Below are 24,755 nucleotides of genomic sequence, written 5' to 3' on the forward strand. Positions count from 1 at the left end.
CCCCGCCGCCGACTGAGCTCCCCGCCGGGGGGGGGGGCGACGGGGCCGGTCCCAGGGGAACGGGTGCCGTACGGGCATGATCGGGATCATGCTCATGGAAGCCCTGGCCGCCGTCGCGCTGGTCGTCGTCCTGGTCTGTGCCGTCGTACGCCCCTTCCGGTGGCCGGAAGCGGCCTTCGCCCTGCCGGCCGCCGGAGTGGTGATCGTGGCCGGGGCGATCCCGCTGGAACACGTGCGGGACGAGGCCGCGCGGCTCGGACCGGTGGTGGGCTTCCTCGCGGCCGTCCTCGTTCTCGCCAGGCTCTGCGACGACGAAGGGCTCTTCCACGCCTGCGGTACCAGGATGGCGCGCTGGGCGGCCGGCAGCCCGCACCGGCTGCTCGGCGCCGTCTTCGCCCTCGCGTCCGTGATCACAGCGGCCCTGAGCCTGGACGCCACCGTGGTCCTGCTGACCCCGGTGGTCTTCGCGACGGCCGCACGCATGGGCGCCCGGCCCACGCCCCATGTCTACGCCGCCGGCCATCTGTCCAACACGGCCTCGCTGCTGCTGCCCGTCTCCAACCTGACGAACCTGCTCGCCTTCACCGTGACGGGACTGACCTTCACCCGCTTCGCCCTGCTGATGCTGCTGCCCTGGCTGGTCGCGATCGCCGTCGAGTACGGCGTGTTCCGGCGCTTCTTCGCGGCCGACCTCACGACCGACCTCGGCGCGGCCACTGCCCTCACGGACTCCGGCGGCACTCCCGAAGAGCGGCCGGAAACCCCGCTGTTCGCGCTCGTGACGGTGGCCGCAACCCTCGCCGGGTTCGCCGTCGCCTCCGCTTTCGGCGCCGACCCGGCCTGGGCCGCCGCGGCCGGGGCCACCGTCATGGCCGTTCGCGCCCTCGCCCGCCGGCACACCACACCGGCCCGCATCGTGCGCTCCGCCCAGCTGCCGTTCCTGGCCTTCGTCCTCGCCCTGGGCATCGTCGTCCGTGCCGTCATCGACAACGGCCTCGGTGACGGGCTCGGCCACGTCCTGCCCGACGGCACCTCCCTGCCGGCGCTGCTCGGCACCGCCGTCGTGGCCGCGCTCCTCGCCAACCTGATCAACAACCTGCCCGCCGTGCTCGCCCTGGCCCCGCTGGCGGCGCCGTCCGGACCCGGCGCGGTCCTCGCCGTGCTCCTCGGCGTGAACATCGGCCCCAACCTCACCTACACCGGCTCCCTCGCCACCCTGCTGTGGCGCCGCATCGCCCACCAGCACGACCACGAGATCGACCTCAAGGAGTTCACCCGGCTCGGTCTCCTGACCACTCCCGCCGCGCTGGCCCTGTCGACGCTCGCCCTGTGGGTCTCACTGCGGGCCGTCGGCCCCTGAGCGGCAGGCACAGGCAGTCCGCGGGTCATGCGGGTGACGCGGTTCATGCGGTTCATGCGGTTCATGCGGGGGACGCGGGGGGGGCGAGGCACGGCGATTACGCAGGCCCTTCCGGCACGCCGCGGAAGGTGCGGCGGCTCGTACCCGTCGAGGACGCAGGCCGGGACCACGACGAGATCCGCGCCGGCGAGCGCGTCGAGTCCCTGCGCGGTCTCCGGACGCAGGCCGCCCGGTGCGTGATGGGCGCCGGCCCGTTCGCCGTCGGGAGCTACCACGTCTTCGCCGAGCGCCCCTCCACCGGCTTCACCGCCACCGTCTTCTTCCTCGGCCTCGGCACGTTCACGGGCCCTGCGGCCCTCGGCGCCTTCGCCGACCACCACGGCCTCGGCCCGGCCTTCCTGCTCACGGCCGCCCTGGCAGTGGCACCCCTCCTGGCCCGCCCCGTGCGAGGGGCCCGCCGGGAGGTACTGGTGACGGCGGGCGGAACCGTGGCGGAGGAGCAGGGCTCCTCCCGGGCGGCGGCGAGGTGAACCCGGTGTGCGCTGCGGGCCCGCCCCCGTGCTGGAGTCCGGCGGCGCGTTCCCACCCGGCCGACCCCCTTGGGGCATCCGCCGACCCTTGGGACAATCGCGGCCGACGGGCGCGCCGTGGGCGCGCCGCCCGGTGGGCGGGGGAGCCGTGGGGGAGTTGGTGGTCGTGGCGACGGGCATGGCCCTGATCGCGGCGGGGGTGCTGTGGCGGGGCTGGATCCGGCTGCCCTTCTCGCCGCGCCGTGCGCACCGGTATCTGGCGGACCGTTACCGCAGGGACCTGTTGCGCGCCGCGGACATGGCGATCGTGTCCGCCCGCAGGTCGGCTGCCGCGGACGAGCCGGCCATCGTCCTGGTCGCCGATGTCGTACGGATCATGAACCATCACTTCGGCCACGGGCACGTACCCCGTCACCAAGCCGCCCTCGCCCTGCGCACGTGCTACGACCACGCGGGCTGCCGCGCGGACTGCGTCACAGACGCCTACGAGTGACCGGAGCCGGAGCCGGAGCCGGGGCCGGGGCCGGGGCCGGGGTCCGGTCCTGCGCGCCGCGGAGGCGTCCCCGGCGGCGCCGCCCGGCCCCGTGGAACGTGACCGCGTCGAAGACATGAACCGCCCGGGACCGCCTGTGCGGCAGGCCACCCGTGGTTGAAGTCAGCACAACTCCGCGACGCATCCCCGCGCCGATGCGGGGTACCGGGCCACGGACAGATCGCCGTATTCGTATCGAAGGACCCGGAGGACACCATGGCCGACACACGGCCCGCGGATACCGCACGGCCCGCGCACCCCGAGCGCACTTACAGCGCCGACCCGCCGCCGGACCCGGTCCCGCGCGACCTGCCCGAACAGCAGGCAGGGCTCGACGAGGACCCCTGGGAAGGGGACACCGAACGCGCCGAGGAGCGCGCCGACGAGGAGACGGACGACGACACCCGTGACGTCCCCGACACGGACGAGGGCGGCACCGCCCGCAGGCAGGACACCGACGGCACGGGGACCGAGGAGTCGCCCGCCTGACGCGCCCCCGCCGGACAACTCAGCACCCTACGGAGGACTTTCATGCCCATCGCCAAGTACTGCCTCGTGGCCGTGGACTGCCCCGACCCGCCGGAGCTCGCCGCGTTCTACGCCGCCGTCATCGGCGGCGAGGCGAAACCCGACCCGGACACGGACGGCTGGTACGACCTCCACGCACCCGGCGGCCACCGCATAGCCTTCCAGCGCGCGCCCGGCCACCGCGCCCCCAACTGGCCGCGCGCGGACGACCAGTCGCAGCAGCTGCACCTGGACTTCCACGTCCCGGACCTGGACTCCGCCGAGGAACAGGTGCTCGTGTTCGGTGCCACGGCGCTCGACACCGACGACGAGGGCGGCAAACGCGGCTTCCGTGTCTACGCCGAGCCCGTAGGCCACCCGTTCTGCCTGTGCGAGGAGTGACCGTGCGCACTCTGGACACCTTGGACTGGCTGCAGGACGCGGCATGCGCTGAAGTCGATCCCGAACTGTTCTTCCCCGTAGGGGACGGTGGCCCGAGCGTCGAGCAGACCCGCAGGGCCAAGGAGCTGTGCCGGCGCTGCCCGGTCGCCGAACGCTGCCTGGACTGGGCCCTGGAGACCGGCCAGTCCGAAGGCGTGTGGGGCGGTGCGGCGAGCGAGGAACGCCGCGAGATGAGGTCCCGCTTGCGCATCCGTTCCGCGAGGTAGCGCCACCGACTCGCACTCTGTGCCCGGCACTTGGCGAACCTGGAAGACGTCCGGGAGGTGTCCGGGAGGCGTCCGGAAGACGTATGGAAGATGTCCGGGAGTCGTCCGGACGGTGTCCGGGAGCTGTCTGGGAGAACGTGGACTTGCTGCTGCAACCACGACCGCACGCCCGCCGTCCGCATGACGGCGCGCTTCCCGGGTACCGGGTAGGAATGCGTATGGGAGTGCTGGACGTCGGATCGAACACCGCTCGCCTGGTCATCGCGGACACCGATGGGGCCGTGCCACTACCGGTGCACACCGCGAAGCGGCCACTGCGCCTGGCGGAACACGTCGACCGCGGCGGGCATGTGCCCGAAGCGCAAGTGGCGCGCATCGTCGACGCCGTGAGCGCCGCGCGGGCGGAAGGAAGGCGCTGGGGCGTGGACGACCCCTTCGCCTTCGCGACCGCGATCGTGCGGGACGCCCCGAACCGGACGGAGATCCTCCGCCAGGTCGCCTCGCGCGCGGGAGTGGAGCTTCATGTGCTGCCCGGCCAGGTGGAGGCGGAGCTGACCTTCCTGGCCGCGCGCCGCTGGATGGGCTGGCGTGCCGGGCCCCTCGCGATGCTCGACATCGGCGGCGGGTCCTTCGAAGTGGCCTTCGGACGCTCCAAGTTGCCGGACTTCGCCCTGTCACTCCCGCTGGGCGCGGGACGCCTGACGCGTGAGTTCTTCGGCGCCCAGGACCCGCCCCCGCTGCGGCGGATCAAGGCGCTGCGCCGCCATGTACGCCACCAGCTGCGGGACACCGCGGCCCGCATACGGTGGGAAGCTCCGCGTACGACGGTCGCCACCTCGCGCACTTTCCAGCAGCTGGCCCGCCTGTGCGGGGCGCCGCCGGGGCGCTACGGCCCGTTCACGCCCCGCACCCTCGACCGCCGCGAACTGCGCCGCGCCATCGACGAGTTGGCGGAGCTGCCCAGCGCCGAGCGCTCCGCCCTGCCGGGGATCTCCGCCGCCCGCGCCGGCCAGTCGCTCGCGGGCGCGATCGTCGCCCACACCACGATGAAACTCACAGGCGTCGACGAAGTGGCCATCTGCCCCTGGGGGTTGCGCGAGGGCATCCTGCTGCGCTGCATCGAGGACGGCACCACCACCTGGAGCCCCTCGTCCGGCACGGTCCGCTCGGCTCGCGCTCTGCAGGCGGTGACGGAGGCGCCGGTTGAGCCGGGGCCGGGTGAGAACGCGGGGACGGGGACGGGAAGGGCCGAGCCGGAGCCCAGGAGGAAGGCGGGCACCGGGAAGGAGCGTCGGGCGGAGCGCCCCGCCTGAGCGGCAGCGGCGTCATCGCTTGGCTTGAGCCGTACCCGCGTCAGCGCCCCGCCGGGGGTATGGGCTTGAGCGCTCCGCCCAGGGTGCGGGCTTCAGCGGGGCAGCCCCGCTCCATGCTTCACCTCGGTCCAGCCCATCTGGACCCAGCCCATCTGGACCCAGCCCATCTGGACCCAGTTCACCTGGACTCAGTTCATCTGGACCCAGTTCAAGCCGACTCAGTTCACATCGACATGATCGAAGAGCGCCAGCATCTCGCGCAGCACCCGCAGGCAGGCGGTCACTTCGGCATCGGTGAGGTCGCCGCCCACCTCGCGCAGCAGGGTGTGTTCGCGGCTTGTGACCGCGGTGATGGCGGCCTCGCCCTCGGCCGTGAGCCGGATCAGTGAGGAGCGCTGGTGCGCCGGGTTGGGCACGGCCTCGACCAGTCCCTGTGCGGCGGCGTCGTTCACCATGCGCTGCACGAACTGGCGGCTCAGCGCCTGCGCGCGGCCCATCTGCGGGACGGTCATGGGGCCGTGCCCGCGCAGCAGGTCGAGTACCGCGCGTACGCCGACGGAGATGCCCTCGATCGGCTCGGCCTGTTCGACCTTGCGCTGCACGCGCCGGTAGAGCGGGCCCACCAAGGTGAACACCTCGGTCAGGCGATGGGCGAGGGCGTCGGGTGCGAGGGGTGGGTCGGTGTCGGTCACCCGGCCATGATGACACCTTGGTTGTCAAAATCCCAAGCGGATGGCACCTTGGTTGTCATGACGGACTCAGTGACGCCCGATGCGCCCGTGACGACCTCGACGACCGACTTCGAAGGGCGTCCTCTCGACGCCGCGGACATGCACTCCTTCGCGACCGAGGACGGACCGCTCGTCTACCGCGACACCGGCGGCACCGGCCGCCCGCTCGTGCTGCTGCACGGCGGATTCGTCGACCACCGCATGTGGGAGCGCCAAGTGCCGTTCCTCGCCCGCCGGTTCCGGGTGATCGCCCCGGACGCGCGGGGCCACGGCGGCTCCGCCAACGCGAGTCGGCCCTTCCGGCACACCGACGACCTCGCCGCGCTCCTCCGGCACCTGGACGTCGGCCCGGCCGTGCTCGTGGGGGTGTCGATGGGCGGGGCCATCGCCGTCGACACCGCCCTCGAACACCCGGGCCTGGTCCGCGCGGTGATCGTCAGCGGCGTCGGCACCAGCGAACCCGAGTTCGTGGACCCCTGGAACACCGGCCTTCAGGAGGAGCAGGGCCGGGCTCTGGCGGCCGGTGACGTACCGGCCTGGATCAATTCCTTCACGCGGTTCGCGGCGGGACCGCACCGCACCCTCGACGACGTCGACCAGGACGTCGTACGCCTGCTGCGGGACATGGAGGCCCGGACGATCGGCAAGCACACCGCCGCGGAACCGGACTGGCAGGTGCCCGTGGCCGACACCTGGAGCCGCGCCGCGAAGATCACGGTCCCGGTGCTCGCCGTCAACGGGGCCCTGGACTCCGACGACCACCTCGCCATGGCCGAACGCCTCGCCCGCATCGTCCCCGAAGGCCGCGCCACCAGCATCGAGGGCACCGCGCACTACCCCAACATGGAGCGCCCGGAGGCCTTCAATTCCTTGGTCCAGGAATTCGTCCGCACCTTGGACGCCGACGGGCGTTAACGAAGCCCCGGCGGGGTCAGTCGTGCCCCGAAGGGGCGCGGGGAACCGCGCGACCAGCCACGACGCACCCGCACCCGCAGCTGAAGCACCGGACCTCCCGCGGAGCGCCTAGCGCCGCCACCGGCGCTTGCGGGCCCGGCTCCAGAACCAGCCCGCAGGCGGCTCGTCCGAGCGCCATGGCTCCGGCTGTGGTGCGCCCTCGCGGCGCCAGCGGGCGGCCAGCATCCGGGTGCGGGCCGCCGGCTCGGCGGCCGGGGCGGAGCGCACGAAGTCCTCATCGAGCTCGATGGCGTCCCAGCTGTCGTCCCAGGTGCCGTCCGAGCTGTCGTACCGGCTGTCGTACGAGTCGGTGTCCCGGCGGTCGTGCCCGCTGCCGTCCGAGCCGGAGTCCCGGCCGTGGTGCTGCGGGGTTCCGGCCTTGCCGTTTCCGTTCTGCGGTGTCGGTTCCGGTGCCATGGTGCGAACCTCCTGCTCGCATTGTGCGTGGACCGGGGTGAGGGGCGGATAAGGGTCCTCTTCGGGAGGAAAGCCGTACCGTGGAGGGAAGACGGACGTGAGGGTGAAGGAGGCATCATGAACGAATCCCACACCCCCGACGACAGGCTGCACACGGGGTCCGAGCACCCCGTGGACCCGGAGGACCTGGTGCGCCTGTCCGGGCGTGAACCCACTCCGGAGCGGCTGGAACGGGCCCGGCGCGCTCTGGAAGAAGAGGGTGCGGCCGCAGTCGAACGCTATCTCCCGTGATCCATCGCGGCGGCGTACCATCCGGCCATGCGCCCCGCCCAATACAGTGACGACGACCTCGAACAGCACTCCCTGAACCGCCGCGTGTCCGATGTCGGGCAGCGCTCCGGCTTCGAGCACGACGTGGACCGCATCCTGTACTCCACGCAGTGGCGGGCCCTGGCGGGAAAGAGCCAGGTCGTGGCGAGCGGTGAACTCGGGGCGTACCACACCCGGCTCACCCACTCGATGAAGGTGGCCCAGCTCGGCCGGCGGATGGCCGAACGCCTGGAACGACGCTACGGCGGGCCGAGCCCGGCCCTCGTCGAGGCGGCCTGCATGGCGCACGACATCGGGCACCCGCCCTTCGGCCACGCGGGCGAGACCGCGTTGCGCGCCACCATGGACGAACTGCGCGGCCCCGAACGGCAGCTGGACAGCTTCGAGGGCAACGCGCAGACGTTCCGCGTGCTGACCTATCTCGCCGCGCACAAATACCCGGGCCACCGCGGGCTGCACCTCACCCGCGCCTGCCTCGACGCCTCCACCAAGTACCCCTGGGAGCGCGCCCCGTACGAGGAGAACCCGGCACGCAACGTCAAGTGGGGCGTCTACGACGCCGATCTGGCCGCCTTCACCTGGGTGCGGGCCGGGCGTGAGAACGCCGCCGTGCCCGTCGAGGAACAGGTGATGGACTGGGCCGACGACGTCACCTACGCCTGCCACGACGTGGAGGACTTCTACCGCACCGGCCATATCCCGCTGGCCTCGCTGTTCCCGCCGCCGGGCACCGCGGGCGGCGACACCGAACGCGAACTGCGCCGTTTCCTGGACTACGTACAGCACAAGCGGGCCCGCACCGGCGAGCACTTCGACCGGGCGGCCGCGCAGGAGCTGATGGCCGAGATCGGCAAGCGACTGACCGTGCCCGCCCCCTACACCGGCAGCCACACCGACGCCGTCGCGGTCAACCGCCGCACCGCCGACCTCATCGACTACTTCACGCGCGGCATCACCCTGGAGGTCGGCGGCGGCGCCGCGATCCGCTACGGGGCCCGCCTGGTCATCCCCGCCGAGCGGCGGGCCGCCTGCGACCTGCTCAAGGAGCTGGTGTGGGCCTACGTCATCGACCGGCCGGCCCTCGCCACCCAGCAGCACGGCAAGCGCCGGATCGTGAGCGAGCTGCTGTGCTGGACCCACGAGTCGCCCCAACTGCTGCCGCCCGACCGGGCCGAGGAGCTCGACGACCACGGCGACGTACTGCGCGCCGCCGCCGACCATGTCTCGTCCCTGACCGAGGACCAGGCCATCGCCCTGCACCGCCGCCTGTCCGGTACGGGTCTCGGCTCCGTCAACGACAACGTATGGCTGTGAGCACCTGAACCGGCGTCGGGGGCGAGGGCGGCGCCGGCGCCAGTGCTGAACTAAGATCGTCGGCCATGGACATGACCGCCCTTTCCTCCGCGTTCTTCTTCGTGCTCGTCGCCGCCCTGCTGTGCAGTGGCCTCATCGAGCGGAAGATCGAGCGGGCCGACCGCCGCGTCGCCCGCGTGGAGCGCAAGCTCGACGCCGTCATGGCGCACCTGGGGATCAGCGAACCCGACCCGCTCGGAACGGAGTTGAGCCGCGTCACCGACCTCCTGGACCGGGGCAGGAAGATCGAGGCCATCAAGGTGTACCGCGAGGTCACCGGCGCGGGCCTCAAGGAGGCCAAGGACGCGGTGGACCGGGTGGAAGCGACCCGCTGAACGAGCCTCCCGCGCCCGGGCCTCCCGGGCGGCCGGGAGGCCCTGCGGCACACTCGCCCCATGCTGACCATCGGATCGATCGTCCTCGGCGTCACGGACGTGGCGCGCGCCACGGCCTTCTGGACGCGGGCCCTGGGATACGTACCGCGAGAGGAGCCCGAGGACGACTGGGTGGTCCTCGTCCCCGCCGCGGGGAGCGGCCCCCGGCTCTCGCTCGGGCACAGCGAGACGCCGGTGCAGCCGCACCCGCGGGTCCATCTCGATCTGTACGCCGGTGACGCCGCCGACCAGGCGGCCGAGGTGGAGCGCCTGGTCTCACTCGGTGCCCGGCGCGTGGACTGGGACCGCTATCCGCCGGACGCCGACTTCGTCGTCCTCGCCGACCCGGACGGCAACCGGTTCTGTGTCATCGACACCGCACACGGCTGAGCGCTCCGCGGGAAGTCCGCCCGGGCACTTGCGGGTGCGTCGTGGCCCGTCGCGCCATCGGCAGTCGCGGCTCAACTGCCGCCCGAGGCGCAGGTGGTGGGGGTCGCGTGGGCGGGATCGAGCGCGTTGGTCACCTCGTGATAGGCGATCCGGTCGGCCAGGCCGATCGCCACATGCTCCGAGAAGTCGGCCGCGCACTTGTCCTGGATCAGGACGTTGTTCACGTCGGGGCCGTCGAGGAACTGTGCACGGTAGGGCGTCACGACCTGGTCGTACTTGGTGGCTATGACGGTGTACTTGACGCCGGGCACCGTGTCGCCGCCCGCGTTGAGCCTGGTCAGGAACTCCGATCCGGCCACCTGGTCGGCGAGGCCCGGGGTGTGCTCGTCGATCACGTCCTCCGCGCCGGGGAAGTACGGCAGCAGCTTGGTCAGACCGAGCAGAGTGGTGCCGTGATTGTCGGGCGCGATACCGACCAGGGCGTTCACCTTGTCGGCGCCGCCGAGGAACTTCAGGTAGTGGCGCGGCATCATGCCGCCCTGCGAGTGCCCGACCAGATCGGCCTCGCGCGTACCGGTCGCGGCAAGGACCTTGTCGACGTAGGCGCGCAGCTGCTCGGCCGACTTGTCGATCGGGCCGAGCCCGTGGAAGAGCGGGGCGCCGGGCAGCCGGCCGTAGTCGAGCGAGAAGACGCAGTAGCCGCGCTTGACCAGATACGGGGCCAGGGCCAGCCAGTTGTCGACGGAGTTGCCGAAGGTGCCGTGCACCAGGACGACGGGGCGCGGATGGGCGGCCGACGGCTTGCACGCGTAGTCGTTCCAGCCGCTGCTCGGTGCGGAATCGGCCTGCGCGACGGTGGCGGGGGCGAGCGTGGCCGCGGCGGCCAGCAGAAGGGCGGCGAGGGGGCGGAGCCCGCGGGTGGCACGGGACTTGGGCAGCATCGGGCGATCTCCTTGCGGCTCAAGGGAGTTCATGGGTGGGAGACGGTGGTACGCCCTGCGGCCCGGACCACAAGAAGTTGTGCTCATGCCAAATTACGCATGGGTAGCAGAGGGAGGGAAGCTACGCGTCAGGAAAATTGACGGAGAGTCAGTAGCGGGGTGAGGGCCCCCGCGGGATCGGCGGCCGGTGCCGTGGCCGTTGCCCGTGGTCGATGCCCGTGGTCGATGCCCGTGGCCGGTGCCCGCGGCTGGCTAGGGTGGGTGGAATGTTCACCTCCCAGGGGCCCACCCTCCGCGAACTCACCGTGCAGGCGCTGTCCTCCGTCGAGCGCGGCTACGACCTCCTCGCCCCGAAGTTTGACCACACCCCCTTCCGTACGCCGGACCGTTACCTGGACGCGACCGGCGCGGCCCTGACCCGCCTCGGCCACTTCGGCTCCGGCCTCGACGTGTGCTGCGGCACCGGCGCCGGTCTGCGGGTCCTGCGTACGGTCTGCCAACAGCAGGTCACCGGGGTCGACTTCAGCGCCGGCATGCTGGAGGAGGCCCGCGGTGCGGCAGGGGAGCAGGCGGGCGCGGCGGGTCCTGAGGTGCGGTGGGTGCGGGCCGATGCCCGCGCGCTGCCCTTCCGTGACGCCTTCGATCTTGCCGTGAGCTTCGGCGCGTTCGGGCACTTCCTGCCCGAGGAGCGCCCCGTCCTGTTCGGCGAGGTGCACCGCGCGCTGCGCAGCGGAGGCCTGTTCGCGTTCCCGCTGGGCGCCCCGCCGCCGCTCGGCTCACCGCTCCACTGGTCCCTGCTCGGCTTCGACGCGGTGATGCGGGTACGCAACCTCGTGTGGCGCCCGCCCTTCGTCATGTACTACCGCACGTTCGCCCTGTCCGGCGTACGGGGCGACTTGGAGCGGGCCGGCTTCGCGGTCGAGCTGTACCCGCTCGAGGAGTTCGGCCGCCGCCCCGACGGCAGCCCCAAGTGCCGTCTGGTGGTGGGGCGTAAGCGATGAGAAGGCGATGAGAAGGCGATGGCGACGGGGCGGGAAGGCGATGGCAACGGGGCGGGAACGCGGTGGGAAGCGGTCGGAACGGGACGGAACCGGCTCGTGAAGCGGTCGCGCGTCATCGCGTGTCACACGTCAGTGGTACTGATCGGCGAAACGCTGAGAGCCGTCCCGCACGGCTGGTAAGTCTGTGCCCCACGGTGTCGGTGGCGCCGTGGTGACGCCGATGCACGGCGGCCCCGCCGCCCGTACCGACCGCATCTGCGGCCGCACGGGCCGCAGCCGAGGGAAAGTGGTGAGCGGCAGGTGGGCGTGGGCAGGGTGGACCGGGCGCCGCAGCGCGCGGCACTGATCGAGGCGGCCGACCGGCTCCTTTCCGGGCACGCGCCCGGGGCGCCGGGCGGACCGACCATCAGAGACCTCGTCCGCGAGTCGGGACTGCGCTCCGATGTCGCCTACGAACACCACCGTGACGTGGTGGAGGACTACCGGCAGCGCGTGGTGCGCCAGCGCGAGGCGGCGGACGCCGAGCAGGCCCGCCGGGAAGCCGCGGAGGAAGCCGAGCGCGCGCGTCGGCACGCGGTGGAGGAAGCGGAGCGGGCACGCCGACGCGAGGAGTCCGCGGCGGCCCGCGCACGCCACCAGGAAGCCGACCGGCTGCGCCGCCGCCAGGCCGAGGAGACGGAACTACGGGAGGCGGCACAGCGGGGCGAGTACCTCCACCGGGGTCTTGGGCGGCGCCGGGGGCGGTAGCGGGGGGGTGCTTCTATGTCCTTCGTCAAGCGAAGCGAGGCGAGGCGTTCGGTGTTCGGTGTTCGTAGAAGGTGCCGTCGCGGAGCATCGCGAAGAGCACGCTGATGCGGTGTCGGGCTAGGCGGAGGAGGGCTTGCGTGTGGGTCTTTCCTCTGGTTCGGCAGTGGTCGTAGTGGGTGCAGGATGCGGGGACGTGGAGGGCGGCGAACGCGGACAGGAACATCGCGCGTTCGAGCTGTCGGTTTCCGCCCCTGGGCGCGTGTTCGCCATGGATCGAGGTCCCGGCGTAGGCGTCGCGGCGCATCTCCCGGCGCCACTGCTGATGCTGCCCGCGCAGTTGCACCCTGCCGCCGGCCAGAGCGGCCAGGATCGCCCCGGCTGCCCCGACAATCGTCCCCAGTAACGCGGCTACCGCACCGAGAGGCGCGACTTGTCCCGTGCTCACGAGCAGAGTGTGAGTGGACGCGGGTGAACGTGTCAGCCCCTGGGCGCGGCGGTGGGGAGCAGATACGCGTGCTGTTGGCCATGAGGTCAAAGGGAGGGGAGGGCCCGGGGGAACTGGTGGGTCCATGAGGTTCCGTGACGCGGTCCGTCGGCTTGTCGGATGCGTCCCCCGGCTTGTCGTGCGTCTTCGCGCGGCTGCTCTTCTGGGGCGCGGCAGCCGCGTGGTCCCCCCGAAGTGCTGTCCCGATCGGTTGATCGGGGCCGGTGGGCGTCACTTCGCGTACGGGTTGGCGTTAAACCTATATAGGACCGCGACCAGCGCCAGAAGGAGCAGCAGTTGATGGATGTCGCAGAGCGGGTCATCGCCGTACTGGTAAGGATGTACCGGCTTGCTCCGGAGGCGGTGCACCCTGACCAGCCGCTGCACCGGCTGCACATCGACTCCCTGGCCCTGGAGGAGTTGCGGCTGGTTCTCGAGGACGAACTGCACGTCGACCTGGACGATGTGCAGCTGACGTCGCGCAGCACCGTGCGACAGCTGGTGGACGCGGTGTGCGCCAAGGCAGCGGTGGCCTGATGGCGCAGAGCTGCGGCTCCTGGTCCGCCGCGGTGACCGGTATCGGTCTGGTGACGGCGGCGGGGCACAGCGCCAAGGAGACCTGGCGCGAAGTCACCACCGCCCTGTCCCCCCGGGGCGTGCGCAGCCTGGCATCCCTGCGCGACCTGCCCTGTGACTTCATGTACACGGTGGAAGGGCTCGACCTCGAGGGCAGACTCGGCCGGGCCACCCTGCTTCTGGACCGTTTCGCCCAGTTCGCTGTGATCGCGGCCCGTGAAGCCGTCGCCGACGCGGGGCTCGACCCCGAAACCTGGGACGGTGCCCGCGTCGCGGTCGTGGTGGGCACGGCGCACGGCGGCCTGCTCTACTACGACGAGCAGCAGGCCGTCCTGAGCGAGCGCGGGGCCCGCCGGGTCGCCCCCAAGGTCGCGCCGTTGAGCATGCCCAACAACGCCACCGGCGGCATCTGCCAGGACCTCGGCGCGCGAGGGCCCAGCCTGACGGTCAGCACGGCCTGCGCCTCCGGCACCGACGCGATCGGCACCGCTCTGGGCTGGCTGCGCGCCAACCGCTGCGACATCGCCGTGGCCGGCGGGGCGGAGGCCCTGCGCTCACCGCTGATGTTCGCCAGCACCTGCCGGATGCGGGCCCTGTCCACCCGGGTGGACAACCCCGCCGCCGCCTGCCGGCCCTTCGACGCCGGCCGGGACGGCTTCGTCGTCGGCGAGGGCGCCGGACTGCTGGTCCTGGAACGCCCGGAGCACGCCCGGGCCCGCGGTGCCACCGTCCGCGCGCACCTGGCCGGGTACGGCTCCACCAGTGACGCCCTGTCCCCGGTGGCCCCCGACGAGAGCGGACAGGGCATCGAAGCGGCCCTGCGGGCCGCACTGGCCGACGCCGAGGTCGCTGCCGGGGACATTGGCCACGTCAACGCCCACGGCACCTCCACGGTCATGAACGACCTCGTCGAAAGCGCGGCCCTGCACCGCGTCTTCGGCGACCGTCCGCTCGTCACGTCCACCAAGGCCATGACGGGACATGCCCTGGGCGCGACCGGCGGCATCGAAGCCGCCCTGACCGCCCTGGCGTTGGAGGAGCAGCTGGTGCCCCCGACAGTCAACCTGGACGTGCAGGATCCGGACGTGCCTGTCGACGTGGTGGCCCGCGCCGCCCGCCCCGCACGGTTTGCGTGCGCGGCAAGCTCCTCGCTGGGGTTCGGGGGCCACAACGCCGTACTCGTCCTCACCAGGGCCTGAGGCGGGGGACCGGCCCATGCAATGCGTACGCACTTTGATCGTGGACGGCCTGTCCTGCAGCTATCGCCTGGTGTCTCCCACCGCTGCCCGGTCCGAACCGCTGATCGCGCTGGGCGGTGCTTTCCAGGGGATGTACGACTGGGTGCAGCTCGAAGACGCCCTGACGGACGTGTCCTGCCTGCTCACCGCGGACCTGCCCGGCGCGGGCGACTCCGACGTGCCCCGACCCGAGCACACCCTCACGCTGCTCGACGCGGCGCTCGACGCCATCGTCGACGACCTGCACGTACCGCGCGTCAACCTCTTCGGCTACTCCCACGGCGCGGTCCTCGCCTTCCGCTACGCCCAGCGCCGTCCCCGGCGCTGCGCCCGCCTCCTTTTGGGGGGCGTTCCCGCCCACCTCACCGACACCCCCTTCGCCCGCTACCGCAAAGCCAGCGAACTCCTGGCGAACGGTGACACGGAGGGCTTCGTCGCGGCTGTCTCCGCGGAGATGTTCTGCCTGGACGACAGCCGCCGGGTCCACCGCCGTGACCTGGCCCTGCGCTCTTTCCGGCGCTCCCTGCTGAGAGTTGCCCAACGGCCGCACGCCGAGTACATGCTGGCCCGCGCCCTGGGAACGCGCACCGCCCTCACCGGCGGCCTGGCGGGTGTGCCCACCCTGGTCTTCACCGGCGAGCACGACACCCTCACCCCGCCCGACCTGCAACGCGCGTTCGCCGAGACCATCGACGGCAGCCGCTTTGTCACGATGCCCGACTGCGATCACATGCTGCTGATGGAACGGCCCGGTGCCGTCGCCGGCTTGGTCAGAGCCTTCATCACCGACAGCCTGCCGCCTGCGGGCTGCGGAATCCGTTCCTAGGCGGAGACTTCAATGCAGGACCGCGAAGAACATAACGGGGGGCTGTTGGGTGAGTGTGGCGGCGGTGGACCGGCTGCGGTTGGTGGTGATCCCCCGACGCCGGGCGGGAGGCGGAGAGTTCGTTCCCGGTGGTCCGGAGGCGGCCGGGTCTGAGAGGATCCGGGGTCGATGACCGATACCCCGAACTGCGTGGAGTGCGGCGGGACCGTCGCCCCCGACGGCCACTGCTGGGACTGCGGCGCGGCGCGGCCCGCGTTCCGCGCGCATATGGAGATCACGGCGCCCTGTGGTGCCGCCGGAGTCAGTGACCGCGGCCTGCGGCGCGGTGTGAACGCGGACGCCATGGCCCTGACGGTCACCGGCAGTTGGACGGTCGGCGTCGTCTGCGACGGCGTGTCCATGGCGCCCAGGGCCGAACGCGCCGCCCAGGTCGCCGCCGAGGCCGGCGCGGGCGTACTCGTGGCCCGGCTCGACGAGGGACGCCTGCCGGAGCATGCGCTCGAAGAGGCGGCCGCGCGTGCGGGCCGGGCCGTGGCCGCCCTCGCCGCGGCGGACGGCGCCCCGGCCTGTACGTACCTCGCGGGCATCGCGGGGCCGCAGGGCCTGTGGACCGCCTCGATCGGTGACAGCCGCGCCTACTGGCTGCCGGAAGAAGGGCCGGCGGCGGCCCTGTCCGAGGACGACCGGGGCGAACACGACGCCCTCACGGCCTGGCTCGGCGCCGGAGCACCGGACCCGGAACCCCGGATCCGCAGCCTGCGGCCGTCGGGGCCGGGGCGGCTGCTCCTGTGCACCGACGGCCTGACCCGGTATCTCCCGGACGCCACCGCCCTGCGCGAGACGCTCACCCGCCACGGCGCCGGACCGGGCCACGGAGAAGACCAGTTGAGCGCCGCGCGCGCCCTGGTCGGCCATGCGCTGCACGCCGGGGGAGCCGACAACGTCACCGCCGTCTGCATCCCCGTCGCCCCGCCGCCCCCGTCCCGCCGTCAGGTCGTCAGGAGCACGCCCGCGTAGCTCGCCGAGGCGACCACCACCCATGCGCCCAGGCCCAGGGCGGCCGTCTTGGCGCCGGAGCGGGCCAGGGTGGGCAGGTGCACGGCTGTGCCGAGGCCGAACAGGGCGGCGGCGAGGAGGAGTTGCTGTGCCGTGTCGGCGCCGTTCAGTACGGCGGACGGCAGCACGCCGGTGCTGCGCAGGCCCACCATCGCGAGGAAGCCGAGGACGAACAGCGGCACCAAGGCGGGGCGGCGGCCCCCGGTGGTCTGCGCGGCGGGGCGGCGGCGCCGGTAGTTGAGGGCGACTCCCGCGACCAGCGGGGCCAGCATCGCCACTCGGATCAGCTTGACCATCACCGCTTCCGTCAGGGCCGAGGGACCGGCCGACTGTGCGGTGGCCACGACCTGCCCCACGTCGTGCACGCTCGCCCCCGCCCAGCGCCCGAACTGGGTGGCGTCCAGGCCGAGTACGGGCTGCAGCAGCGGCAGTACGGCGATGGCGAGCGTTCCGCACAGGGTGACCAGGGCCACCGAGGCGGCCACATCCGAGCCGTGCCGCTCGTCCTTCTCGTCCTTGCCGAGCACCCCGCTGACCGCGCCGATCGCGGAGGCCCCGCAGATCGCGTAGCCGGTGGCGACGAGCAGCGGCTGGTCACCGGGGAGGCCGAGCCTGCGGCCGAGCCACAGCGTGCCGAAGAACGTCGCGAACACCACGCCGAGCACCATCACCAGAGTGACCCAGCCCAGGCCGAGCACATCGCCCACGCCGAGCTTGAGGCCGAGCAGCACGATGCCCACGCGCATCAGGCGCTTGCCGGCCGTCGAGAGGCCGCCCCGGGCCCGGCCGCGTACCGTCGCCCGCAGACCCGGCAGGTGTGCGGCGGCGATACCCAGGACCACGGCGGCGGTGAGCATCGGCACGGCCGGCAGCACGGCATGCACGGTCGCGGCGGCCAGGACGCCGCCGGCGGCGAGGGCGAGTCCGGGGGCGTTGCGGCGGATGGCTCCCGGCGCGGGGGCAGGGCGAGCGGCGACCGGTGACGACGGGTCGCCGCATCCGTCCGCCGCCCCGTCGCCGGAGCCGTCCGCCGACTGCGACCTGCTGCGTTCCGTCGTGAGGGCCATGGTCCTCAGCCTGCTCCGGTGCAGGTGACGCCGGTAGAGGCGATCTTGGGGGCAGGCCATAGAGTTCCTCTATGAGAGTGTCCCGATGACCGAACGGACCGACCGGACCGACCGGACCGAACGCGAACCGCGCGCCGCCCGCGACAGCGCGACCGCCCACCGCCCCCTGCCCGATCTGCACGCCCTGGAGCTGCTCGTCGCCGTCGCCGAGACCGGCAGCCTCGGCCGGGCCGCCGCCCGGCTGCGGATCAGCCAGCCGTCGGCCAGCGCGCGGATGCGGACCCTGGAGCGGCGTCTGGGCCTGCACCTCCTGGACCGCTCCACCTCCGGCTCACGGCTCACCCCGGCCGGCGCGGTCGTCACCGACTGGGCGCGCGCGGTACTGGAGCAGGCGGTCGCCCTGGTCGAGGGCGCGGCGGCGCTGCGCTCACGCCAGTCGAACAAGCTGCACGTCGCCGCCAGCCTGACCATCGCCGAGGAACTCGTCCCCGGCTGGCTCGTGACCCTGCGCGAGGAGGCGCCGACCGCCCATGTCGGTCTGAGCGTCACCAACAGCTGGGGCGTCGTCGAGGCGCTGCGCCGTGGCGAGGCCGACCTCGGTTTCGTCGAGGGGCCCCGCGTCCCCGACGACCTGCACCGCTCCGTCGTCGGCCGGGACCGGCTCGCGGTCGTCGTCGCCCCCGACCACCCCTGGACACGGCGGCGACGGCCGCTGTCCGGGCCCGAACTGGCCGACACCCCGCTGCTGTTGCGCGAATCCGGGTCCGGCACCCGCGAAACCCTGGAGAAGGCGCTGCGCCCCTACGACGGTGTCTCCGTGCCCGTCCTGGAACTCGGCTCCACCGCCCCGCTGCGCAGCGCTGCCGCCCGCGGCGTCGCCCCCGCGGTGCTCTCCGCCCTGGCCGTCCGAGAAGACGTGGACGCGGGCCGTCTCGTGGAGGTCGAGGTGGACCCGGCCGTACCGCTGCGGCGGCTGCTGCACGCGGTCTGGCCGAAGGGCCGCGAGCTGCCCGAGGCGGCCCTGCATCTGCTGCGGGCGGCCCGCGGACGCTGAGATTCCGACCACCCCGATCGCCGCACTCACCTCGATTGCCCCGTGCACCCGTGCACCCGTGCCCCCGTGCACCCGCGCCCCCGTGCCCCCGTTCACCCGTGCCCCCGTTCACCCGTACGGCCGGAGCGCCGCGCACGCGGCGACCTCGCCAGTCCAGCTCGTTGCGGGCGCCCGGAGTCCGGGGCCGGTCCGCCCGGATGCGACTGCGCCCGAGTTCCGCGATGCTCACAAACGCGTACGTATAGCCACGTGCACCCACTAAGGGTGCGTACGCACCAGAGCATCCCGCCGGACGAGAGGTGTGCCGCATCCGATGCAGGACGACACCGAGGACCTCGCCGCCACGGTCGACGCACTCATGGACGGCCTGCGCGCCGACCTGGAGCGGCTGGCCGCGATCCCGTCCATCTCCTTCCCGGGCTACCCGAAGGAGCCGGTGCAGCAGGCGCATGACCTGCTGGTGCGGCTGCTGCGCGAGGCCGGGGTCGAGCACATCGAAAGCATCGACCTGCCCGACACCGCGCCGGTCGTCTACGCCGAGATCCCGCCCCCCGACCCCGCCGCGCCCACGGTCCTGCTCTACAGCCACTACGACGTACAGCCCCCCGGCGACGAACAGCTGTGGCTGTCACCGCCCTTCGAACCCACCCCGGTCGAGGGCGGTCTGCGGGCCCGCGGCATCGCGGACGACAAGTCCAATGTGATCGCCCATCTGGGCATGCTGCGGGCCTTCCAGGGGCGCCCGCCGGTCGGCGTCAAGATCGTGTTCGAGGGGCAGGAGGAGTACGGCAGCCCCTTCGACGACTATCCGCCCAGCGACCCCGAGCGCTTCGCCTGCGACGCCATGGTCATCGCCGACCTGGGCAATCTGCGGCCCGGCACCCCCACCCTCACCACCGGCCTGCGCGGTGCGAGCGAGCTCGTCGTGGAGGTCCGCACCCTCGACGAACCGCGCCACAGCGGTGAGTTCGGCGGCGCGGCACCGGACGCCCTGCTCGTCCTGATCAAGGCCCTCGCCACCCTGCACGACGTCCACGGAGACGTCGCCGTCGAGGGTCTGCGGCGTGAGCCCTGGACCGGTGCGGGCTACACCGAGGACGAGTTCCGCTCCCTCGCCGGCATCCAGGGCCAGCTGCCGCTGTTCGGTTCGGGCGATCTGGGCGAGCGGCTGTGGAGCGGACCCGCCATCACCGTCATCGGCCTGGACGCCCCGAGCGTCGACAACGCCGCGTCCGCAGTCGTCCCGTACGCCAGAGCCAAACTGAACCTCCGCTTCCATCCCCTGCAGGACCCCAAGGAGGCGCAGGCCAAGCTGGTCGACCATCTGCGTTCCCTGCGGCCCTTCGGCGTCCCCCTCACTGTCACCCCCGGCGACACCGGACCCGGCTACGAGGCCGCCACCGGCGGGCCCGCCTACGCGGCCGCCCGCGCCGCCCTCAAGGAGGCCTGGGGCACCGACTGCGGGTATGTCGCCACCGGCGGCTCCATCCCGCTGGTCAACGGTCTCGCCAAGGCCGCCCCCGACGCCGAAGTGCTGCTGTTCGGCGCCCAGGACGGCATGTGCAACCTGCACGCCCCCAACGAACGCGTCCTGTTCTCCGAACTGCGCAACACCGTCTACGCGATGTGCGCCTTCGTACGCGAGTACGCCGATGACTTCGGCAAGGGAGCCCAGCGGTGAGCACCCCGGCCGACGGCGGCACCACGAAGGCCGACGAGTCCCTGTCGCCCGAAGGGCCCGAGGGGAAGAAGAAGTTCACCTTCCCCAGCGCGCTGACCGTCCTGGCGATCGTCACCGTCGCCGTCTGGCTGCTCGCCTTCCTGATCCCGCCGGGACAGTACGAACGCAACGACCAGGGCGCGCCCGTCCAGGGCACCTACCACCGTGTCCACTCGGACCAGAGCTTCGTCGACCGTCTCAACGATCTCTTCCTCTCCCCGGTCAACGGCCTGTACGGCGTGCAGGACGAGAAGAGCGGCGTGGTCGGGCCCGATATGTCGGGCGCGCTGTACGGCAGCGCGGGCGTGTTCCTGTTCGTCCTCGCCATCGGCGCGTTCATCACCGTCGTCTTCGCCACCGGCGCCCTGGACCGCGGCATCGCCCGGCTCGCGCACCGGCTTCGCAACCGCGGTGCCCTGCTGATCGCGGGCGTGATGGCCGCGTTCTCCGTCCTCGGCACCGTCGAGGGCTTCGCCGAGGAGACCCTCGGCTTCTACGGCCTGCTCGTACCGATGATGCTCGCCCTCGGCTACGACCGGATGGTGGCCGTCGGCGCGTCCATCCTCGGCGCCGGCGTCGGCGTCCTGTGCTCCACCGTCAACCCCTTCGCCACCGGTGTCGCCTCATCGGCGGCCGATATCTCCCTCGGCGACGGCATCGTCCTGCGCTTCGTGATGTGGATCGTCCTCACCGCCGTCACCATCGCCTACGTCGTGCGCTATGCGACCCGCGTGCAGAAGGACCCGGGCCGTTCGGTGTGCGGCTTCCTGCCCGGCGACCGTGAGCAGTCCGCCGCCAAGACCGAGGAGGTGCCCGAGCTCACCGGTCTGCACAAGGCCGTCCTCGTCATGCTCTGCCTGGTCTTCGCCTTCATGATCTTCTCGGTGGTGCCGTGGTCGAGCGCGCTCACCGGGGACGCCGACGCCAAGCCGTACGGCTTCGAACTCGACTGGTCCTTCCCGCAGCTGGCGGCCCTCTTCCTGTGCGCGGCCGTCCTGGTCGGGCTCGTGGCGCGCTTCGGTGAGCAGAAGCTCAGCTCGACGATCATCCAGGGTGCGGGGGACTTCATCTCCCCGGCGCTGGTGATCATGCTGGCCCGCGGTGTCACCGTCATCATGAACAACTCCAAGATCACGGACACGGTCCTGCACTCCATCGAGGGCATCGTGAAGGGCACGTCGTCCGGTCTCTTCGCGGTCATCGTGTTCCTGGTGAACCTGCCGCTCGCCTTCCTCATCCCCTCCACCTCCGGGCACGCCACCCTGGCCATGCCGATCCTGGCCCCGCTCGCCGACTTCGCGGGCGTCTCCCGCGCGGTCGTCGTCACGGCCTGGCAGGCCGCCAGCGGCTGGATGAACCTGTGGGTGCCCACCACGGCCGTCACCATCGGCGGCGTCGCCCTGGCGAAGGTCGGCTACGACAAGTACCTGCGGTTCGTCTGGCCCCTGCTCGCCATTCTCTTCGTCCTGATCTGCGGATTCGTGGCGCTGGGCGCGGCGGTGACGTGAGGGCGGCGATCCCCGCGCAGGGGGGCGGTGCATGCTCGTGGGGTGCGCTTGAGAAGGTGCCCCCATGACCGCCACCGTCAGACTCGCCCGCGCCCACGACCTCCGGGGCTTCCTCGACCTCGCCGCGCAAGTGGAGCACTGGTTCGGGCCGATGGTCCGCGAACCGGGCTTCCACAAGGCCGTCACGCAGCACATCGAGGAGGGCAAGGCCCTGGTGGCGGAGACGAGTTCACAGAGCACGGGCGGGGGAGGAGAGCTGCTCGGCGGGCTGCTCTTCGGCGCCGAGCCCTCGGCGTACCACGTGCACTGGCTCGTCGTGTCCGAGCGGATCCGCGGACACGGCGCCGGGCGTGCCCTGATGGCGGAGGCGGAACGGCGCTGGGTGCGCGCTCCCGGCACGGTCGAAGTCATCACTTTCGGCGCCGACCACCCAGGCGCGGTCACCAGCGGAGCCCGCGCCTTCTACGAGCGGCTCGGCTTCACACCCGCCGAGCCCGCCGAGGCGGGCCCGGAAGGCGGCTCGCGGCAGGTTTTCCGGCGCGAGGTCGCCGGGTGAGGGTGCGTGACTACGGCGCTGTGACTGCGGCGTTGTGACGATGGCGCTGTGACCACGGCGTCGTGACTACGGCGTTGTGACCACGGCGTCGTGACTACGGCGTTGTGACTACGGCGCCCTGGTGGCGTTACGAGACGTTCGTGACCGTGGTGAGAACCACCACCGCGTCCGTGATCGCCACCAGGTCGTGCCGCTCGGCCGGGACCGGGCCCAAGTGGCCCTGGCTCAAGGTCAGTTCGGTGCCGGACTCGGCGGTCACCCGGACCTGCCCGCGCAGCACCTGCAGGCTCGCGGCCACCGGTGACTCGTGCTCGCCCAGGGCGGCTCCCCGCAGCAGCGCGATGACGCTCTGCCGCAGCGGTCCGGAACGCAGCACCAGATGGGCGCTGCGCTCGTGGGCGGCGTTGCGGGCCTTCGTCAGGTGCTCGTCGGCGAGCGCCCGGAGGTCGACGGGGCCCGCGGGCCCTGACGGTGCGGTGCCGGACGTGGAGGTTTCATCTGCCATGCCTGCCACGCTGGCCCGCGCGGCGGAGGTACGCATGTGCAGGGCACCGTACGGAGCAGTGCGGCAGGATGGCCGGGTGATCACGCTCGACACCCCCCGGCTCATCCTGCGGCGCTGGCGCCCGGAAGACGTCGCTCCCATGGCCGCGATCAACGCCGACCCCGAGGTCATGCGGTGGATCGCCGACGGCTCGGTGCGCGACGAGACCGAGACGCGGCAGCGCATCGAGGCGATCGAGAGGGAGTGGCGGAGCGAGGGGTTCGGCCTGTTCGCCGTCGAGGTCAGGGCCACCGGTGAACTGGCCGGTTTCACCGGCTTCACCGTGCCGCACTTCCTGCCCGAGGTGCTGCCCGCCGTGGAGATCGGCTGGCGCCTGGGCCGCGCCCACTGGGGCCAGGGACTCGCCTCCGAGGCGGCCCGCGCCGCACTCCGCTTCGGCCTTGAGGAGCGCGGCCTGTCACGCGTGGTCAGCATCGCCCAGACCGGCAATGACGCCTCCGAACGGATCATGGCGAAGCTGGGGATGCGCCTTGAGCGGGAGACGGCCGATCCCGCCACCGGCAGGGCACTGCGCGTGCACGTCGTCGGCCGTCCTTGAGGGAGCCCAGGGGCAGTCGTCCTTGAGGGAGTCCGGGGTCAGCCGTCCGTTCGGGGGCCCGGGGGCGCGGTTTCCGGGAGGGGGCTCAGTACAGCGTCAGGCCGTGCGCCGACAGGGCCTCCGTAACCGGCTGGTAGAAGGACGAGCCGCCGGACGCGCAGTTGCCGCTCGCGCCCGCGGCAAGGCCGAGGGCCTTCGTGCCGCTGAACGCCGGGCCGTGGCCGTCGCCCGGGTCGGCGCAGAGCGTGGCCTGGAACAGTCCGTACACCGTGCCCTCGGGATAGGAGACCGTGACGTTGAGGGATCTGACGGTGCCGCAGCGGTAGCCCGTCGCGCCGCCGGTGCGGCATACGCCCTGGCCCACCGACGGGGCGGCGGCGCCGGTGATGTCCCGTACGCCCGCGGGGCCGAGGCTGACCTCGCCGGGGTACGACACCGACGTATTCGTGTAGCGGAGGACCGCGAAGTCGTCGCCGGGGAAGCTCACCTTCCCGGTCTCGGCGATCGGCACCGTGAGGGCGGGATCCGCGAACCAGGTGGCGGCGCCCTGCACACAGTGGCCCGACACCAGGGCGTAAAGGTGCTCCCCGCCACGGGCGTTGAAGCCGACGGTGCAGCGGCCGCCGCGGTCGCTGTAGATACGGTCGCCGCCGCGCACTTCGACGGCCGCGCGGCTCAAGGCCGTCTGCGGGGCCAGGAGCCAGGCGCACAGCAGGACGAGAACCACGGTCACGGTGCGGTGAGCGCGCATCCGTTCATTGTGCCGGGACCCCGCCTGTCCCGGCAGCGCACGCGCAGGCTAGATTGCGTCACCGCCGCAGCGGTGCGGGCCGGTACGGGAGGGGGCAGGGTGGACTGGGGGACGCTCATCGCGACGGGCAGTGGCGGTCTGATCGCCATCTCCGGCACCGTCCTCGCGGACTTCCTGCGCCACCGGCACGAGAACGACCGCACCGTCGAGGCGCGGCGGCGCGCCGTCTACAACGAGTTCATCGTCGCCACCGGAACCTGCCACACACGCCTGCGCGAACTCGCCCAAGGCCGGGGCGAACAGGGGGACTTGGAGACGGCGAGCCGGGCCGCGCTGACCGACGCGGGGATATACGACGTACGCGAGCGGCTGTTCATCGAGGGCTCCACCACCGTGGCCGGCGCCGGGCAGGCGATGTTCGTGCAACTGCGCGCGCTGCGCCGGGTGGTGGCCACCGGCGCCGCGCAGGACTCGCCCGCCTACCACGCCGTCTACCACCCCTACCTCGCCGCCGTGTGGGGCTACCGCGCGGCTGTGCGCGAGGAACTGGACGGCCGCCCACTGGTCCCCGCCGACTTCGGCTGGGCGGAATGGGGCGGCAGGGACTCGTGCGCGGTGTGCCGGGCGGCGGGCGCCGCCGACTGACGGCACACAGGCGCCCCGCCTCG

At 72.4% G+C, this 24,755-nt stretch carries 28 protein-coding genes and 3 pseudogenes; 24 read left to right on the forward strand and 7 right to left on the reverse strand.

Annotated features, from left to right (window positions below; translation table 11 throughout):
- The first annotated feature begins 76 nt into the window (after window positions 1-76).
- The 7 genes and pseudogenes from ACFQVC_RS06280 to ACFQVC_RS06310 form a co-directional block, all read left to right on the forward strand.
- On the forward strand, window positions 77-1,360 hold the full coding sequence (locus ACFQVC_RS06280) for an SLC13 family permease (protein WP_381827401.1): 1,284 nt from the start codon (window positions 77-79) through the stop codon (window positions 1,358-1,360).
- A 128-nt stretch (window positions 1,361-1,488) separates the two neighbouring features.
- Complete coding sequence (locus ACFQVC_RS06285; protein WP_381827403.1) at window positions 1,489-1,890, forward strand: hypothetical protein; 402 nt, start codon at window positions 1,489-1,491, stop codon at window positions 1,888-1,890.
- Between the two features lie 148 nt (window positions 1,891-2,038).
- Window positions 2,039-2,383, forward strand: a complete 345-nt coding sequence (locus ACFQVC_RS06290) for a hypothetical protein (protein ID WP_381827405.1) — start codon at window positions 2,039-2,041, stop codon at window positions 2,381-2,383.
- 255 nt (window positions 2,384-2,638) lie between these two features.
- Window positions 2,639-2,911 carry a hypothetical protein gene (locus ACFQVC_RS06295; RefSeq protein WP_381827407.1) on the forward strand — a complete coding sequence of 91 codons (273 nt, stop codon included), beginning with the start codon at window positions 2,639-2,641 and terminating at the stop codon, window positions 2,909-2,911.
- A 42-nt stretch (window positions 2,912-2,953) separates the two neighbouring features.
- Window positions 2,954-3,331 carry a VOC family protein gene (locus ACFQVC_RS06300; RefSeq protein ID WP_381827409.1) on the forward strand — a complete coding sequence of 126 codons (378 nt, stop codon included), beginning with the start codon at window positions 2,954-2,956 and terminating at the stop codon, window positions 3,329-3,331.
- Between the two features lie 20 nt (window positions 3,332-3,351).
- Window positions 3,352-3,597, forward strand: coding sequence for a WhiB family transcriptional regulator (locus ACFQVC_RS06305; RefSeq protein ID WP_381828264.1), 246 nt, complete (start codon window positions 3,352-3,354; stop codon window positions 3,595-3,597).
- Between the two features lie 212 nt (window positions 3,598-3,809).
- Window positions 3,810-4,802 (forward strand): annotated as a pseudogene (locus ACFQVC_RS06310) (Ppx/GppA family phosphatase); the annotation flags it as partial.
- A 326-nt stretch (window positions 4,803-5,128) separates the two neighbouring features.
- Here ACFQVC_RS06310 and ACFQVC_RS06315 read toward each other — a convergent pair.
- Window positions 5,129-5,602, reverse strand: a complete 474-nt coding sequence (locus tag ACFQVC_RS06315; RefSeq protein WP_381827413.1) for a MarR family winged helix-turn-helix transcriptional regulator — start codon at window positions 5,600-5,602, stop codon at window positions 5,129-5,131.
- A 138-nt stretch (window positions 5,603-5,740) separates the two neighbouring features.
- Between ACFQVC_RS06315 and ACFQVC_RS06320 the strand changes: the two genes are divergently transcribed.
- A complete protein-coding gene (locus ACFQVC_RS06320; RefSeq protein WP_381828266.1) occupies window positions 5,741-6,556 on the forward strand; it encodes an alpha/beta fold hydrolase in 816 nt (271 codons plus the stop codon).
- A gap of 108 nt (window positions 6,557-6,664) precedes the next feature.
- Here the strand turns inward: ACFQVC_RS06320 and ACFQVC_RS06325 are convergent.
- Window positions 6,665-6,874: pseudogene (locus tag ACFQVC_RS06325) on the reverse strand (SGM_3592 family protein); the annotation flags it as partial.
- A 255-nt stretch (window positions 6,875-7,129) separates the two neighbouring features.
- Between ACFQVC_RS06325 and ACFQVC_RS06330 the strand changes: the two are divergent.
- From ACFQVC_RS06330 to ACFQVC_RS06345, 4 genes are all read left to right on the forward strand, one after another.
- Complete coding sequence (locus tag ACFQVC_RS06330) at window positions 7,130-7,303, forward strand: hypothetical protein (RefSeq protein ID WP_381827415.1); 174 nt, start codon at window positions 7,130-7,132, stop codon at window positions 7,301-7,303.
- Between the two features lie 27 nt (window positions 7,304-7,330).
- The gene (locus ACFQVC_RS06335; RefSeq protein ID WP_381827417.1) at window positions 7,331-8,656 is read left to right on the forward strand and encodes a deoxyguanosinetriphosphate triphosphohydrolase family protein; all 1,326 of its coding nucleotides are present in this window, start codon (window positions 7,331-7,333) and stop codon (window positions 8,654-8,656) included.
- A gap of 65 nt (window positions 8,657-8,721) precedes the next feature.
- Window positions 8,722-9,030 carry a ribosomal protein L7/L12 gene (locus ACFQVC_RS06340; protein WP_381827419.1) on the forward strand — a complete coding sequence of 103 codons (309 nt, stop codon included), beginning with the start codon at window positions 8,722-8,724 and terminating at the stop codon, window positions 9,028-9,030.
- Between the two features lie 60 nt (window positions 9,031-9,090).
- Window positions 9,091-9,459: a VOC family protein gene (locus ACFQVC_RS06345; RefSeq protein WP_381827421.1), complete on the forward strand. Its 369-nt coding sequence runs from the start codon at window positions 9,091-9,093 to the stop codon at window positions 9,457-9,459.
- Window positions 9,460-9,530: 71 nt separating this feature from the next.
- Here ACFQVC_RS06345 and ACFQVC_RS06350 read toward each other — a convergent pair whose 3' ends face one another.
- On the reverse strand, window positions 9,531-10,400 hold the full coding sequence (locus tag ACFQVC_RS06350) for an esterase/lipase family protein (protein WP_381827423.1): 870 nt from the start codon (window positions 10,398-10,400) through the stop codon (window positions 9,531-9,533).
- Between the two features lie 266 nt (window positions 10,401-10,666).
- On the opposite strand from ACFQVC_RS06350, the gene ACFQVC_RS06355 reads away from it, so the two are divergent.
- Together ACFQVC_RS06355 and ACFQVC_RS06360 are read left to right on the forward strand one after the other, a co-directional pair.
- The gene (locus tag ACFQVC_RS06355; protein ID WP_381827425.1) at window positions 10,667-11,401 is read left to right on the forward strand and encodes a class I SAM-dependent methyltransferase; all 735 of its coding nucleotides are present in this window, start codon (window positions 10,667-10,669) and stop codon (window positions 11,399-11,401) included.
- 300 nt (window positions 11,402-11,701) lie between these two features.
- A complete protein-coding gene (locus ACFQVC_RS06360) occupies window positions 11,702-12,148 on the forward strand; it encodes a hypothetical protein (RefSeq protein ID WP_381827427.1) in 447 nt (148 codons plus the stop codon).
- Between the two features lie 25 nt (window positions 12,149-12,173).
- On the opposite strand, the pseudogene ACFQVC_RS06365 reads toward ACFQVC_RS06360, so the two are convergent.
- A pseudogene (locus ACFQVC_RS06365) lies at window positions 12,174-12,434 on the reverse strand (IS110 family transposase); the annotation flags it as partial.
- A 498-nt stretch (window positions 12,435-12,932) separates the two neighbouring features.
- On the opposite strand from ACFQVC_RS06365, the gene ACFQVC_RS06370 reads away from it, so the two are divergent.
- The 4 genes from ACFQVC_RS06370 to ACFQVC_RS06385 all read left to right on the forward strand — a co-directional run bounded on the left by ACFQVC_RS06370 (window position 12,933) and on the right by ACFQVC_RS06385 (window position 16,289).
- Window positions 12,933-13,169 (forward strand): acyl carrier protein, encoded by a 237-nt coding sequence (locus ACFQVC_RS06370; RefSeq protein ID WP_381827429.1) that lies wholly within the window; start codon window positions 12,933-12,935, stop codon window positions 13,167-13,169.
- Window positions 13,169-14,407, forward strand: coding sequence for a beta-ketoacyl-[acyl-carrier-protein] synthase family protein (locus tag ACFQVC_RS06375; RefSeq protein WP_381827431.1), 1,239 nt, complete (start codon window positions 13,169-13,171; stop codon window positions 14,405-14,407). Before ACFQVC_RS06370 ends, ACFQVC_RS06375 begins: the two co-directional genes overlap by 1 nt.
- Before the next feature lie 16 nt (window positions 14,408-14,423).
- A complete protein-coding gene (locus ACFQVC_RS06380) occupies window positions 14,424-15,272 on the forward strand; it encodes an alpha/beta fold hydrolase (RefSeq protein WP_381827433.1) in 849 nt (282 codons plus the stop codon).
- A 168-nt stretch (window positions 15,273-15,440) separates the two neighbouring features.
- Entirely contained in the window at window positions 15,441-16,289 is an 849-nt protein-coding gene (locus tag ACFQVC_RS06385; protein WP_381827435.1) for a PP2C family protein-serine/threonine phosphatase, read from the forward strand.
- Here the strand turns inward: ACFQVC_RS06385 and ACFQVC_RS06390 are convergent.
- Window positions 16,262-17,395: a YeiH family protein gene (locus ACFQVC_RS06390; protein WP_381827437.1), complete on the reverse strand. Its 1,134-nt coding sequence runs from the start codon at window positions 17,393-17,395 to the stop codon at window positions 16,262-16,264. The two genes, ACFQVC_RS06385 and ACFQVC_RS06390, sit on opposite strands and share 28 nt — an antisense overlap.
- Window positions 17,396-17,480: 85 nt before the next feature.
- Between ACFQVC_RS06390 and ACFQVC_RS06395 the strand changes: the two genes are divergently transcribed.
- The 4 genes from ACFQVC_RS06395 (at window position 17,481) to ACFQVC_RS06410 (ending at window position 22,233) form a co-directional block, all read left to right on the forward strand.
- Window positions 17,481-18,449: a LysR substrate-binding domain-containing protein gene (locus ACFQVC_RS06395; RefSeq protein ID WP_381827439.1), complete on the forward strand. Its 969-nt coding sequence runs from the start codon at window positions 17,481-17,483 to the stop codon at window positions 18,447-18,449.
- A 313-nt stretch (window positions 18,450-18,762) separates the two neighbouring features.
- Window positions 18,763-20,130, forward strand: a complete 1,368-nt coding sequence (locus ACFQVC_RS06400; RefSeq protein WP_381827441.1) for a M20/M25/M40 family metallo-hydrolase — start codon at window positions 18,763-18,765, stop codon at window positions 20,128-20,130.
- Between the two features lie 41 nt (window positions 20,131-20,171).
- Window positions 20,172-21,677, forward strand: coding sequence for a YfcC family protein (locus ACFQVC_RS06405; RefSeq protein WP_381828270.1), 1,506 nt, complete (start codon window positions 20,172-20,174; stop codon window positions 21,675-21,677).
- Between the two features lie 64 nt (window positions 21,678-21,741).
- Complete coding sequence (locus ACFQVC_RS06410) at window positions 21,742-22,233, forward strand: GNAT family N-acetyltransferase (RefSeq protein ID WP_381827443.1); 492 nt, start codon at window positions 21,742-21,744, stop codon at window positions 22,231-22,233.
- 127 nt (window positions 22,234-22,360) lie between these two features.
- On the opposite strand, the gene ACFQVC_RS06415 is transcribed toward ACFQVC_RS06410, so the two are convergent.
- A complete protein-coding gene (locus ACFQVC_RS06415; RefSeq protein WP_381827445.1) occupies window positions 22,361-22,738 on the reverse strand; it encodes a cupin domain-containing protein in 378 nt (125 codons plus the stop codon).
- Window positions 22,739-22,814: 76 nt separating this feature from the next.
- Here ACFQVC_RS06415 and ACFQVC_RS06420 point away from each other — a divergent pair, with 76 nt between their 5' ends.
- Window positions 22,815-23,336: a GNAT family N-acetyltransferase gene (locus ACFQVC_RS06420; RefSeq protein ID WP_381827447.1), complete on the forward strand. Its 522-nt coding sequence runs from the start codon at window positions 22,815-22,817 to the stop codon at window positions 23,334-23,336.
- A gap of 85 nt (window positions 23,337-23,421) precedes the next feature.
- Here ACFQVC_RS06420 and ACFQVC_RS06425 read toward each other — a convergent pair whose 3' ends face one another.
- Entirely contained in the window at window positions 23,422-24,087 is a 666-nt protein-coding gene (locus tag ACFQVC_RS06425; RefSeq protein ID WP_381827449.1) for a S1 family peptidase, read from the reverse strand.
- Window positions 24,088-24,186: 99 nt separating this feature from the next.
- Between ACFQVC_RS06425 and ACFQVC_RS06430 the strand changes: the two genes are divergently transcribed.
- Window positions 24,187-24,732 carry a CchlQ gene (locus tag ACFQVC_RS06430; RefSeq protein ID WP_381827451.1) on the forward strand — a complete coding sequence of 182 codons (546 nt, stop codon included), beginning with the start codon at window positions 24,187-24,189 and terminating at the stop codon, window positions 24,730-24,732.
- Window positions 24,733-24,755 lie beyond the last annotated feature (23 nt).

It is taken from the genome of Streptomyces monticola, from assembly GCF_042665355.1.
Lineage (GTDB): Bacteria > Actinomycetota > Actinomycetes > Streptomycetales > Streptomycetaceae > Streptomyces > Streptomyces monticola.